Origin of the sequence: Roseovarius sp. B08 (assembly GCF_051417955.1) — a bacterium.
Lineage (GTDB): Bacteria > Pseudomonadota > Alphaproteobacteria > Rhodobacterales > Rhodobacteraceae > Roseovarius.
This window is the reverse complement of sequence record NZ_JBPRLW010000001.1, coordinates 3650308-3662952: the sequence shown is the minus strand read 5'-3', so window position 1 is coordinate 3662952 and position 12645 is coordinate 3650308. Positions and strand designations below refer to the sequence as shown.

General features: G+C 65.1%; 14 protein-coding genes. 8 read left to right on the top strand and 6 right to left on the bottom strand.

The genetic code is table 11. The features are described 5' to 3' along the window. Nucleotides 1-32: 32 nt before the first annotated feature. Genes ACSQ76_RS18605 through hisD form a run of 3 tightly spaced genes read right to left on the bottom strand, consistent with a single transcriptional unit; the run spans nucleotide 33 to nucleotide 3039 of the window. Nucleotides 33-713, bottom strand: a complete 681-nt coding sequence (locus tag ACSQ76_RS18605; protein ID WP_437157720.1) for an aspartate/glutamate racemase family protein — start codon at nucleotides 711-713, stop codon at nucleotides 33-35. A 7-nt stretch (nucleotides 714-720) separates the two neighbouring features. Beyond that, nucleotides 721-1725 (bottom strand): D-cysteine desulfhydrase, encoded by a 1005-nt coding sequence (locus ACSQ76_RS18600; RefSeq protein ID WP_437157719.1) that lies wholly within the window; start codon nucleotides 1723-1725, stop codon nucleotides 721-723. 6 nt (nucleotides 1726-1731) lie between these two features. Next, nucleotides 1732-3039: a histidinol dehydrogenase gene (gene hisD / locus ACSQ76_RS18595; protein ID WP_437157718.1), complete on the bottom strand. Its 1308-nt coding sequence runs from the start codon at nucleotides 3037-3039 to the stop codon at nucleotides 1732-1734. A 278-nt stretch (nucleotides 3040-3317) separates the two neighbouring features. Here hisD and ACSQ76_RS18590 point away from each other — a divergent pair, with 278 nt between their 5' ends. Beyond that, nucleotides 3318-4010 (top strand): NAD-dependent deacylase, encoded by a 693-nt coding sequence (locus tag ACSQ76_RS18590; protein WP_306130766.1) that lies wholly within the window; start codon nucleotides 3318-3320, stop codon nucleotides 4008-4010. A 63-nt stretch (nucleotides 4011-4073) separates the two neighbouring features. Here the strand turns inward: ACSQ76_RS18590 and ACSQ76_RS18585 are convergent, their stop codons facing one another. Further along, nucleotides 4074-4673: a hypothetical protein gene (locus ACSQ76_RS18585; protein ID WP_437157717.1), complete on the bottom strand. Its 600-nt coding sequence runs from the start codon at nucleotides 4671-4673 to the stop codon at nucleotides 4074-4076. Between the two features lie 116 nt (nucleotides 4674-4789). On the opposite strand from ACSQ76_RS18585, the gene ACSQ76_RS18580 reads away from it, so the two are divergent. From ACSQ76_RS18580 to ACSQ76_RS18565, 4 genes are all read left to right on the top strand, one after another. Beyond that, nucleotides 4790-5227, top strand: a complete 438-nt coding sequence (locus ACSQ76_RS18580; RefSeq protein ID WP_437157716.1) for a DUF1330 domain-containing protein — start codon at nucleotides 4790-4792, stop codon at nucleotides 5225-5227. A 22-nt stretch (nucleotides 5228-5249) separates the two neighbouring features. Continuing rightward, complete coding sequence (gene gph / locus ACSQ76_RS18575) at nucleotides 5250-5912, top strand: phosphoglycolate phosphatase (protein ID WP_437157715.1); 663 nt, start codon at nucleotides 5250-5252, stop codon at nucleotides 5910-5912. 181 nt (nucleotides 5913-6093) lie between these two features. After that, on the top strand, nucleotides 6094-7380 hold the full coding sequence (locus tag ACSQ76_RS18570; RefSeq protein WP_437157714.1) for an acetylornithine deacetylase/succinyl-diaminopimelate desuccinylase family protein: 1287 nt from the start codon (nucleotides 6094-6096) through the stop codon (nucleotides 7378-7380). Between the two features lie 102 nt (nucleotides 7381-7482). After that, nucleotides 7483-7830, top strand: a complete 348-nt coding sequence (locus ACSQ76_RS18565) for a hypothetical protein (RefSeq protein WP_306130771.1) — start codon at nucleotides 7483-7485, stop codon at nucleotides 7828-7830. Nucleotides 7831-7899: 69 nt separating this feature from the next. On the opposite strand, the gene panC is transcribed toward ACSQ76_RS18565, so the two are convergent. Together panC and panB are read right to left on the bottom strand one after the other, a co-directional pair. After that, the gene (gene panC, locus ACSQ76_RS18560; protein ID WP_437157713.1) at nucleotides 7900-8742 is read right to left on the bottom strand and encodes a pantoate--beta-alanine ligase; all 843 of its coding nucleotides are present in this window, start codon (nucleotides 8740-8742) and stop codon (nucleotides 7900-7902) included. Next, the gene (gene panB, locus ACSQ76_RS18555) at nucleotides 8739-9566 is read right to left on the bottom strand and encodes a 3-methyl-2-oxobutanoate hydroxymethyltransferase (RefSeq protein WP_437157712.1); all 828 of its coding nucleotides are present in this window, start codon (nucleotides 9564-9566) and stop codon (nucleotides 8739-8741) included. Before panB ends, panC begins: the two co-directional genes overlap by 4 nt. A gap of 260 nt (nucleotides 9567-9826) precedes the next feature. On the opposite strand from panB, the gene ACSQ76_RS18550 reads away from it, so the two are divergent. From ACSQ76_RS18550 to ACSQ76_RS18540, 3 genes are all read left to right on the top strand, one after another. Further along, nucleotides 9827-10606 (top strand): hypothetical protein, encoded by a 780-nt coding sequence (locus tag ACSQ76_RS18550; protein WP_306130774.1) that lies wholly within the window; start codon nucleotides 9827-9829, stop codon nucleotides 10604-10606. After that, nucleotides 10603-11769 (top strand): winged helix-turn-helix domain-containing protein, encoded by a 1167-nt coding sequence (locus ACSQ76_RS18545; protein ID WP_437157711.1) that lies wholly within the window; start codon nucleotides 10603-10605, stop codon nucleotides 11767-11769. Before ACSQ76_RS18550 ends, ACSQ76_RS18545 begins: the two co-directional genes overlap by 4 nt. Before the next feature lie 72 nt (nucleotides 11770-11841). Then, on the top strand, nucleotides 11842-12582 hold the full coding sequence (locus tag ACSQ76_RS18540; protein WP_437157710.1) for an SDR family oxidoreductase: 741 nt from the start codon (nucleotides 11842-11844) through the stop codon (nucleotides 12580-12582). Nucleotides 12583-12645: the final 63 nt, after the last annotated feature.

Genomic DNA, 12645 nt, shown 5'->3' with positions numbered 1-12645 from the left:
TACATTTCGCGCAAGTGGTCGCGATGCGATCATCAGGCCCGTGCGAAATCGACGATTGCCTTGACGAGGCAGTCGAGGCTGTCCGTGTTCGGTGTGCCGGGGGGCAGGGAGTGGGCCATCAAAGAGAGTTCCGTGCAGGCGATCAGCAGGTGATCCGCACCCTCTGCCGTCATGCGGGCGGCGATATGGCCCAGCCGTGGAGTAAGGGTGTCGAGCGCTTCGCCCGCCTTGACGGCGCGAATGATGGAGAGAAGCACGCCTTCCTCCTCGGCCCACAGGGGCACGAGGTCATGCGCTGCGAAGGCCGACTCGAACACGCCGGTCTTGCGCGTGGCCGGGGACGCGAGCATGCCGACCGTTTTGGCGCCCGCCGTCGCGAGGTGCTGGGCCGTCAGATTGATCATGTCGAGAAACGGCAGGCTGGTAGCGTGGGTCACCGCGACGGCGTAGTGGTGCGCGGTGTTGCAGGGCATGGCAAGCGCCTGGGCACCGGCGCGCTCGAGGTCCTGCGCCATGGAGATGAGGACCGGCATAGGGTCGGCGCCGCGGCCTTCCATCAAGGCTTTGATCCGTGACGGAACCTGCGAATTCTGGTGCACGATCAGGGGGATGTGATCAGCATCGTCCTGCGCGGGCACGGCGTCGAGGACCTTCTGCATGAGCAGGATGGTGGCCTCTGGTCCCATCCCGCCCAGGATTCCGACCGGCTTCATCGCGCGGCTACTTCGGCACGTCGAAACAATGGCTATACCCGGTGAGGCCGATGGCACCGCCGGTATGTAGGAAGACGACGCGCTCACCTTTCTTGAAATGGCCCTTGCGGCAGAGATCGATGAGGCCCGCGGCGCCCTTGGCCGAGTAAACTGGGTCCAGCAGGATCGCCTCGGTTTTAGCGAAAAGGTCGATCGCCTCCAGCGTGTCCTCGGCGGGGATGCCATAGCCGGGGCCGACGTAATCGGTGTTTGCGACCACGTCCTCGCGCGCGACGACGCCGGGGCAGCCCAGTTTCTCGGCGGTCTTTACGGCGAGGTTGTAGACATTTTCCTCCTGCTTGGTCTTGGGCGCGCGGACGCCGATACCCAGCAGCGGGATCTGCGCGTTCATCGCCTTGAGACCGGTGATCAGGCCGGCTTGCGTTCCGGCCGAGCCGGTGGCGTGAACGATATGATCGACATTCAGGCCGGTGGTAACGAACTGGTTCAGCATCTCGAAGGCGCAGTTGACGTAGCCAAGCGCACCGGTGGCGTTGGAGCCGCCGCCGGGTATGGTGTAGACCTTCTTACCCTCTTCGCGGAACTTGTCGGCCACGGCTTCCATCTCGGCGTTCATGTCGAGGTCAGGGCCGCGATGTTCCATAGTGGCGCCATGCAGGTGATCGAGCAGGACGTTGCCGTTATACTTGTAGTTGTCGTAATTGTAGCCGGTCCGATCCTCGAGCAGGATGTGACAGGCAAGGCCCAGCTTGGCCGCCGCGGCCGCGGTCTGGCGGGCGTGGTTCGACTGGGTGGCACCTTGGGTCATGACCATTTCGGCGCCCTCTTCCTGCGCCTCGGCCATCAGGAATTCCAGCTTGCGGGTCTTGTTGCCGCCTGTCGAAAGACCTGTGCAGTCGTCCCGCTTGATCCAGATCTCGGGGCCGCCCAATGCCTCGGAAAGGCGCGGCATGTGTTCGAGCGGAGTGGCAAGATGCGCAAGGCGCACGCGGGGAAACTTGGCGAGGTTCATTTGGTCTTATCCTTCGGAATTCGCGGTGAGTTTGGCAGGTCCGGCCAGTTTGTCCAGCCGGATATCGGCGGCCAGCGCGTGGCCCTCCATCCGCTCGGCGCGGCTGAGGGCTGCAGTGGCGCGGGCAAGGTCGGACACGGCCTCGTCCGAGACCGTCTGCCAAGTGACGGTCTTTAGGAATTTGTGCACTGAAAGACCGCCGGTATATCGGGCCGAACCTGATGTGGGGAGCACGTGGTTAGGCCCCGACGCCTTGTCGCCAAAGCTGACGGTGGTGTTCTCGCCCAGGAAAAGCGAGCCGTAGGCTGTGAGCCGTTCACGCCACCAGTCGAGGTCTTCGGCCATGACCTGAAGGTGTTCGGGGGCCTTGGCGTCGGCATATTGCGCCATTTGCTCGGGCGTGTCGCAAAGAACGATTTCGGCCAGGTCGGTCCAGGCCTGTATGGCGGCGGCGCGGTTTGGGTCTGGAAGCGCCTCGATCAACTCGGGCACGCGGGCCAGGACCGTGTCGGCAAGCATGCGGTCGGTGGAGGCAAGCCAGACGGGGCTGTTTGCGCCATGCTCGGCCTGGCTGACCAGATCGACGGCGACGACCTCGGGGTCGGCGGTGTGGTCGGCCAGCACGAGGCTGTCAGTGGGGCCTGCGAACATGTCGATGCCAATGGGGCCGAAGAGCTGGCGCTTGGCCTCGGCGACATACGCGTTGCCGGGACCGACGAGGATATCCGCGGCGGGCGCCCCGAACATGCCGAATGCCATGGCGGCGATGCCCTGCACCCCGCCGATGCACAGGATACGCGTGGCGCCGGCGAGGTGCATGGCGTAGAGCATCGCGTCGGGGATGCCCTTCTCGCCACTCGGCGGAGAGCAGGCGGTGATGTCGGGCACGCCCGCCTCGCGCGCGGTGGCGATCGACATGAGCGCCGAGGCGATATGGGTGTAGCGCCCGCCGGGGACGTAGCAGCCCGCCGCCTGCACAGGGATCTGGCGCTGGCCGGCGATCAGACCGGGGCGCAGCTCGATCTGCATGTCCTGGGCTGTGGCGCGTTGCGCGGCGGCGAAGCGCGAGATGTTGTCGTGGGCCCAGCGGATATGATCTTTCAACTCCTGCGGGACGCGGACAATGGCGGCCTCGACGGTGGCAGTGGGCACCACGATCTCATCGGTCCATCCATCCAGTTGGCGGGCATATTCCAAGGCGGTCTGCGCACCGCCGGCCCGTAGTCGGGCAAGCATGACCTGAACGGTGTCCGCGATGTCTGCCGCGGTTTGAGGCGGCTGGCCGGGGGCGGTCTTGAGATAGGTAAGGGGCATGGCAAATCTCCTGTCGCTATCCCGATTGCGCCGATCGCGGTGATCAGGCAAGGGGCGCGACCCGTTCGACGGACTGTTTTTCCAAGGCCGGAAAGGGAATTTCGGGAAAGGCGAAACTATGACCGAGGCTGGCGAGTATTCGTACGAATAATCTGCGAGGGGCGACCGTGGACCATGGCGCAGTGTTGGTGGATCGCTGGGGGCGAATCGTTTCCAAAACGTTTGAAGGAGATATATGAGCCGAACCATGGCATCCGGCGCGGAGGTGGCAAATACCCATGAGCAAAATCGTGATCCTGACAGGGGCGGGGATCTCCGCCGAAAGCGGCCTGGGCACGTTCCGGGACGAGGACGGGCTCTGGGCGCAGCACCGGATCGAGGACGTGGCGACGCCCGAGGGGTTTGTCCGCAATCCCGCGCTGGTGCAGGCATTCTACAATGCGCGACGGTCGCAAGCCGCCGACGCGCGGCCTAACCCGGCCCACCAGGCCCTGGCGCGGCTGGAGGCCGAGCATGACGGCGATGTGCTGGTGATCACACAGAACGTCGACGGTCTGCACGAGGCCGCCGGAAGCCGCAACGTTCTGCACATGCACGGGCAGTTGGACCGGGCGCTGTGCCATGTCTGCGACCACCGGTGGCCGGCGCCGGACGAGATGCGGGTCGAGGATGCTTGCCCCGCCTGCGGAGCCTGTCAGACACGGCCCGACGTTGTCTGGTTCGGCGAGATTCCCTATGGCATGGACCAGATCGACCCGGCGCTGGCCGAGGCGGATATCTTTGCCGCCATCGGGACCTCCGGAAACGTGTATCCCGCCGCGGCCTATGGCCAGCATGCACGGCGGATGGGTGCACATACGGTGGAGCTGAACCTGGAGGTCTCCACCGCTTCGCGCGACTTTGAGGAGCACCGCCGCGGACCGGCCAGCGAGGTAGTGCCGCTTTGGGTGGAGGAAGTTCTGAAAGGGTGAACCGGCTCCGCCCGCCCGGACCGTATCGAAAGGGACGCGGGCCAGCGGAGGCCGGACGATGGATCAGCCGCCGAGTTGGCTGGAGAACTCCACCACGATCGGGTCGAAGCTGATGTTGCGGATCGACGTGTCGCCGTGGGGGTTCTGGTCGGTCGATATGTCGTCGCCCGTCGTGTCGCTGAGATAGGTTACGGCATCGAGATAGCCCGGCAGGTTGCGCTGTATCAGGATCAGGCCGCCATCCTCGGCGGGGCCGATTGTGGCACAGCCGATGGGCGCGCAGCCGGGGACGGGCCGCAGGCGCGTGGTGACGATAGGATCGGTGATGATGCGACTGACGAAGCGGGCACCGTCGGAGGGTTGCCAGCGCCAGACCTCGGTGGGCGCGGTGCGGATCGAGGTGGCGGTGCCGTCGCCACCGTCCTCGCGGGCCGAAAAGATCACCGAGGCAAAGACCGCGCGGCCGCCCCTGCCGATGGTGAGTTCGGTGCCGAGCGTCATGATCGGGCCGTTGCCGTCGAAATCGCGGTCGGCGCCGGCGCGCGCGACGGTGGGGACGATATCGGAGGTAAGGTCGCGAAGAACGATGGTGCCCTCTTCCGCGAAGGCGGCGGGGACGGTGGTGGTGACGGCAAGGAAAGTCAGCGTGAGAAAGCGTTTCATCGAAACTGCTCCTTTCGGGTTGATGGGCATGGGTCGGCTAGGGAGTTGCCGAGGTTCAACAGCGCTTTTCTTTCGTGGCCGCACCGGGCAGGGTGGCGGCCAAAAGGAGGGCGCGGATGACCGGCCATGTCGACCCCACCAAAGAGCGTTTTGCGCGGTTCCGAGAGATGGAGCGACCGGGCCCGGTGCACATGCTGAACCTGATCCGGTTGCGGCAGGATGCAGCCTACGAGGACGGCACGCAGGCCACGGGGGCCGAAGCCTATGCAGCCTACGGACGGGAGAGCGCGCCGATCCTGCGCGACCTCGGCGGGCTGATCGTCTGGGCGGGACAGCCGGAGCTGATGCTGATTGGCCCGGCAGAGCAGTCATGGGACATCGCGTTCATCGCCGAGTACCCCAGTATCGCGGCCTTTGTGGGCATGTTGCGCGACCCCGAGTACCGCAAGGCGGTGCGGCATCGGCAAGCGGCCGTCGCGGACTCGCGGCTGATCCGGACGCGGCCGGGTATTCCCGGTGCCGGGTTCGGGGACATGACGCTGGCCGACTCATGAAGATGCGGCTGAAACAGTGCTCATGAACGGAGCGGTCGTTTTCGATCTGGACGGGACGCTGATCGACAGCGCGCCGGACATTCATGCCGCCGCCAACACCGTGCTGGAGCGCCACGGGATCGCGCCGTTCACGCTTGCCGAGGTGCGTGGCTTTGTCGGCCATGGCGCGGAGGTCTTTGTGGAACGGTGCCTGTCGGCAAGGGGCCTTGCCGGAGATGCGGCGCTCGAGGCGCAGGTTCTGGACGAATTCCTCGACCTATACGAACAAGCGGTGCACCTGACGCGACCCTATCCGGGGGTGATGGCCTGCCTCGATGCGCTGGCGGCTGAGGGATTGACCCTGGCGATCTGCACCAACAAGCCGGAAGGCCCGACCGCCGCGGTGCTGGCGCATCTCGGAATGGACCCGTATTTTGCCGTGGTGGTCGGGGGCGATACGCTGGCAAAGCGCAAACCCGACCCCGCGCCGCTGCGCGAAGTCATCTCGCGGGTCGGGGCGGCCAGAACCGTGTATGTCGGCGACAGCGAGGTCGATGCCGAAACCGCCGCGCGAGCCGAGGTTCCCTTTGTGCTTTATACCCAAGGGTATCGCAGAACCCCGGCCGAGGACCTGCCCCATGACGCGCGGTTCGGCATGTTCGGCGGTCTGCCCTCCGTCGTGCGGCGATTGCTGGCGGCGGCGTGAGCGCTTTCAATTCGCCGAGGCGCTGTTAGGCTGTGCCAAGGCGGCGAACAAAGCGAGCGGGAACGATGCGGATTCAGTCGAAGATATCGCGTGCCGGTGTCCTGCGCCGGTTTGAAGTGAGGCGGGGTGACAGGCTTGCCGGCTGGATAGACATCGGGAACCAGCGCTGCGGGACGGTGGCATGAGCCCGGACATCACCGCAAGATTGATGGCGGAGGTGACGGCGCGGCGCGAGGACTTGGTGGCGCTGACCCAGTCATTGATCCGTATCCCGACGCTGAACCCGCCGGGAGCGCACTACCGCGAAATCTGTGATCTGCTGGATCGGCGGTTGCTGAAGGCGGGTTTCCACACCGAACTTGTGCGCGCCGAAGGTGCAGTGGGCGACAGCGACCGGCATCCGCGCTGGAACATCGTGGCGCGGCGCGAGGGCAGCGGCCCGGGACAATGCGTGCATTTCAACAGCCATATCGACGTGGTCGAGGTGGGCCGCGGCTGGACCGTCGATCCGTTCGGCGGAGAAGTAAAGGAGGGCCGCGTCTATGGCCGGGGCGCCTGTGACATGAAAGGCGGACTGGCGGCCAGCATCGTCGCCGCCGAGGCCTTCATTGCGGTTTGCCCCGAATATGCCGGTGCCATCAAGATAAGCGGCACGGCTGACGAGGAATCGGGCGGGTTCGGTGGCGTCGCCTACCTGGCCGGGAAGGGGTATTTCAGCCCCGAGCGGGTTCAGCACGTGATCATACCCGAGCCGCTGAACAAGGACCGCATCTGTCTGGGCCATCGCGGCGTATGGTGGGCCGAAATCGAGACGTTGGGCGAGATTGCCCATGGCTCGATGCCGTTCCTTGGCGATTGCGCCGTGCGGCACATGGGGGCGGTCGTGGCCGAGATGGAAAAAACCCTGTTCCCGGCCCTGGCGCAGAAGCGCACGGACATGCCGGTGGTGCCGGAGGGCGCAAAGCAGTCGACTCTGAACATCAACTCGATCCATGGCGGCGAGCCGGAGCAGGACATGGATTATACCGGCCTGCCCAGCCCCTGCGTGCCCGACAGGTGCCGAATGGTGATCGACCGTCGATTCCTGATCGAGGAGGATATCGGCGAGGTCGAACAGGAGGTGCGCGATGTGCTGGAACGGGTGCGCGCGGGTCGGGCCGGGTTCGACTATACGATCAAGGGCATTCACAGCGTCGAGCCCACCATGACCGAGCGGAACGCGCCGGTCGTGGGGGCGGTTGCGGGCGCGGTCCAAACGGTTTTCGGGCGCGAGGCGCAGTATGTGGTCAGCCCCGGCACCTACGATCAGAAGCATATCGATCGGATCGGGCGGCTGAAGAACTGCATTGCCTACGGACCGGGCATCCTGGACCTGGCGCACAAGCCGGATGAATATGTCGGGATCGATGACATGGTGGAAAGCGCGCAAGTGATGGCGCTGGCATTGCACCGTTTGCTGCAGGCGTAAGGCGCGTGAAAACCCCACGCCGCGCGGGACGGTGCGGCGCGATCCCTTGATTTCCCAAATGTTCGGCGCAGTTCGACAGTGGAACTTAACAGGAGGACACTCATGAAACGTTACGTTCTGGCCGCGGTGGCGGCACTTGCAGCGGGCCCGCTTGCGGCGGGCGAGCTTGCGACCGGCGATGAAATCACGTCGGCGATATCCGGCAATACCGTTCAGGGCGACATGTCCGATGGCACGGCCTACACCGAGTTCTACGATACCGATGGCACGATCCGTGGGGCCGACTACACCGGTAACTGGCGGGTGTCGGATGACAAGATGTGCTTCGATTACGGCGAGGGCGAGAACTGCTGGGGCGTGTCGCTGGACGGAGAGGGGGTCAGCTGGATGAACGGCGACGTGTCGGACGGCACAGGCACGATCCTGGATGGAAATCCCAACGAATTTTGAGCGGCGTCGCGTCCCAGCCCCTGTCGGTGTGCGCAAGTCACGCGATTAGGGTGGTCTGTGTGCGGTGGATCAGACCGCAATGTTGTCGATGAGCCGCACACCGGCGAGGTGCGCGGCGGCGAAAAGGCGCGCAGGCTGGGCGGTGTCCTGGACACTGCGCAGATCCGACTGGGCACGCAGGTCGAGGTAATCGACTTGCGTGAAGCCGGCCGTGAGCAGGCGGGCAATGGCGGCCTCGCGCAGCGGCTCGAAGTCCTCACCGCGCGACAGCGCTGCGGCGATTTCTTCCATTTCATCGTGCAGGCGCGGAGCCATGGTGCGGGCCCGGTCCGACAGCAGAAGGTTGCGCGAACTGAGCGCCAGCCCGTCGATGTCGCGGATCGTGGGGCAGCCATGCACGGTGACGCCGAGATTGAGGTCGGCGGCGAGGCGGCGCACGATGAGGAGCTGCTGAAAGTCCTTCTCGCCAAAGAACGCATCGGTGGCGGAGGTCTGGGTGAACAGCTTGGTCACCACGGTGGCAACCCCGTCGAAATGGCCGGGGCGATAGGCGCCGTCCATCACGTCGGTCAGCCCGGAGACCGACACGGTGGTGGCGAAGCCGTCCGGATAGACCTGGTCGGCGTCCGGCACCCAAAGCGCGTCGACATCGAAGCGGGCGAGTTTGCCGGCGTCCTCGGTCTCGGTGCGGGGATAATTGGCCAGATCCTCGGGGTTGTTGAACTGCCTGGGGTTCACGAAAATCGTCACGATGACGTGGTCGCAAGCCTTTTTCGCCGCCGCCACCAGCGACAGGTGCCCGTCATGCAGCGCGCCCATGGTGGGGACCACACCGATGCGGGCGCCGGCCCGCAGCCAGGGCGCGGTGGTGGTGCGAAGCTCGTCAAGTTGCCGCAGGATCGGCGCCGTCATTTTACCGGCGCCTTGTCCGCGAACATATGCTCCTCGGCCGGAAAGGCGCGGGCGCGGACCTCTTCGGCATATGTGGCGATGGCCTGTTCGGCGTCTTCGCCCAGGTTGGCGTAGCGCTTGACGAATTTCGGCTTGAAGGCAGTAAAGAGCCCCAGCATGTCGTAATGCACGAGGATCTGGCCATCGCAGCCTGCCGAAGCGCCGATGCCGATGGTCGGAATCGCGATTTCCTCTGTAATTTCGTCCGAGAGACTTGCCGGCAGCTTTTCCAGAACCACCGAAAAGGCGCCGGCATCAGCCACCGCGCGGGCATCGCGCAGGACTTGGCCGGCACCGGCGTCGCGGCCCTGCACCTTGTAGCCGCCAAGCGTGTTGATCGATTGCGGCGTCAGGCCGATATGCGCCATGACCGGCACGCCACGTGCGACCAGAAAGGCGAGCGTGTCGGCCATGTGCACGCCCCCTTCAAGCTTGACCGCGGCGCAGCCCGTTTCCGCCATGATGCGCGATGCGTTGCGGAAGGCCTGTGCGGGGTTTTCCTCGTAGGAGCCGAAGGGCATGTCGACGACCAGCATCGCGGATTCAAGCCCGCGGCCCACGGCCCGGCCGTGCATGATCATCATCTCCATGGTCACGGCGAGCGTGTTCTGCATGCCGTGCAGGACCATCCCGACGCTATCCCCCACCAGTACGAAGTCGCAATGGGCATCCATCAGTTGCGCCATGGGCGTGGTATAGGCCGTCAACGAAACGATGGGCGTGCCGCCTTTCATGGCGCGGATATCGTCGGGAAGGGGGGCGGATTTGCGGGCTGTGGCGCTCATGGGACGCTCCGGCATTGGCTTCGTGCGAGATGACCTAACAGGTATGTGAAACCGAATCCAGCGTGGAAGCCCAGGGCGTCAAGTTGCTGAAATCGGGGCCAATTGCGTCATGTAGGTCGGGCGCGCACGCGGCGCTGGCGCGGCATTTCGGGGCATCGGGACCGGAAGGGGCTTTCAAACCGGCGGAGAATAAGTACGGTGGCCGGACGTGACGGTGGCATGTCCCGCTCACCCCTGCCGCCCAGGATAGGAGACACCCCTTGCGCTTACTTGCCGTTATAGCCTGGCTTGTGCTGGCCGGCACGGGGCTTGTCATGGCCCAGGAAAAGGCCACGCAATCCGAGCGGCAGGAGGTGATCCGTCTGTTGGGGCAGTTGCCCGATATCGCGCCCATCCGCGAGGATTTGCGCCTGCTGGGATTCAGCGGCGAGAACCTCGAGTTGGCAGTGGCGCAGGCGGAACTTCTCTACCGTGACCCGGTGATTGCGGGACACGTGGCCGACCAGGTGATTGCCGCATTCGAGGACCCGACTGCCGTGCGGGTTTCGGACGGGCTGATGTGGCCTTTGATCGAGCGCGGGCTGGGTCATCTGCCGACGCGGGATCTGAAATTCTATTACACCGTCGAGCGCAAGATCATGGAGACGCTGACTATTCGGCAATGCGGCATGGCCGTGAGCAACCGGATGCGTCCGGCGCGATTTGCCGAACTGACCTCGCGCGTGGCGGCGCGGCTGAACACCGACGCGTTGCAGAAATATTACGGGATCCAGGCCAAGGCAGCCCGGATCGGGGCGCGGCGCCAGCCGGTCATGCTGAGCGACGCGGCCACCCAGCGGGTCGAGGACCGCATTCAGGCCAGCATGACGCGAAGTATTCAGGCCACCGACCGTGCCCCGGACTTGATGGTTGCGATGATGAATCTCGGCCAGGCCAGCAACACCGAGGCCTGCGCTATCGGACGGCTGTTCATGAACACGGTTCTCCAGTTCGAGGGCCGCGCGCTGCGCGACACGCTGGTGTACATGAGCCGGCCGTGACATCGGCGCTGCGGATCGGAAACCGGGCCGCGAGGCGGCTGTGGCTGCATGCCAACGGGCTGGGCGCTGCGCCTGGCGGGCCGGTGGACGTCATGGGTACGATCAGGCGCCTGGGGTTCGTGCAGATCGACACGATCCGCAACGTGACGCGTGCGCATCACCACATCCTGTGGAGCCGCAACTGCAACTATCGCGAGCGACAGTTGTGGCCGCTCTTGAAGAACGGCCAGTTGTTCGAGCATTTCACGCATGACGCCTCTTTGATCCCGATGGAGGTCTTGCCCTACTGGCAGCGGCAGTTCCGGCGACTTGGGGAAAAGGTCTCGCGGGCGGACTGGTACCGCTCAGGGCTGGGGCAGGAGGAGGTGCGGCGCATCCGCGAGCGCATCGCGCGAGAGGGGCCGCTGTCGACCCATGCGTTCGATACCAAGGCGGAAAGCCGTGAAATGTGGGCGCGGCCGCCGCACAAGAAGGCGTTGGACCAGATGTGGTACGGCGGCGAACTGGCGACCTGTCACCGCGAGAACTTCGTGAAGTTCTATGACCTGGGCGAACGGGTGTTTCCCGAAGCGCTGCGCCAGTGTCCGGGCGAGGACGTGGCCGCCGACTGGCTGTGCGATGCGGCGCTCGACCGGCTGGGGATGGCGACGGTGGGCGAGGTGCAGCGGTTCTGGGAGGCGATGACTGCCCCGGAGGCGAAGGCGTGGTCGCAACGCCGCGACCTGGTGCCGCTGGAAGTGCAGGGCGCGGACGGCATCTGGCGGCAGGCCTGGGGCGCGGCCGACATCGAGGAGAGGCTGGCAACGGCCGAGAGCGTGTCGTCGCATCTGCGGCTTTTGAACCCGTTCGACCCGGCGATCCGCGACCGGGCTCGGCTGGAGCGACTGTTCGGCTTTGCTTATCGCAACGAGATGTTCGTGCCGAAGGACCAGCGCATCTGGGGGTACTACGTCTATCCGCTGCTGGAGGGGGACCGGTTCATCGGGCGACTTGAGCTGAGGGCCGACCGTGCGGCAGGCTGGATGCAGGTGACCGGGTTCTGGCCCGAGCCGCGGGTGAAGTGGACGGCGAAGCGGCTGGCCAAGCTGGAGCTCGAACTGGTCCGTTTCGCCCGATTGGCGGGGATCGGAAACATAGGCTGGAGTGTGCCGCGTCCGGTGTGATCCGGCAGACAGGGCTTGCGCCGCAAGCCATGGCAGAGTGCCATGTGCCGAAAGGCGGGAAGGAGATTGAAGATGCGGTTGCAGGGAAAGACGGCAGTGGTGACCGGCGGTGCAAGCGGCTTTGGCGCAGGGATCGTGCGCAAGTTCATCGCCGAGGGAGCACAGGTGATGATCGCCGACCTGAACGGTCCTGACGCAATGGCCTTGGCCGAGAAACTGGGCGCGGCGGCCTGCCCGGTCGACGTGTCGGAAGGGGCCAGCATGAAAGCACTGACCCTGGCGGCCGAAATGACGTTCGGCCTGCCCGACATCGTGGTGAACAATGCCGGAATCACGCATCTGCCGCAGCCCGCCGAAGATGTCGCCGAGGAAGAGTTCGACCGGGTGTTCGCGGTCAACTGCAAGTCGGTCTACCTTGCGGCACAGAACTTCGTGCCGGGGATGAAGGCGCGGGGATCAGGCGTGTTCCTGAACGTCGCCTCGACCGCCGGGGTCAGCCCACGACCGAATCTCAACTGGTACAACGCATCGAAAGGCTGGATGATCACGGCGACCAAGGCATTGGCGGTCGAGCTGGCACCCGAAGGCATAAGGGTCAATGCGCTGAATCCGGTGGCGGGCGAGACGCCGCTGTTGAAGTCTTTCATGGGCGAAGACACGCCCGAGATGCGCGCCAAGTTCCTGAGCACGATCCCGTTGGGGCGGTTTTCGACGCCCGAGGACTTGGGCAATGCCGCGGCTTTCCTGTGCAGCGACGAGGCGAGCATGATCACCGGCGTCTGCATGGAGGTGGATGGCGGGCGCTGCATCTGAGCGGGGGCATTCTCCGCGCGGAAAATGGGATAGAAAATGCGCATTTTCTATTCCGGAATTTGC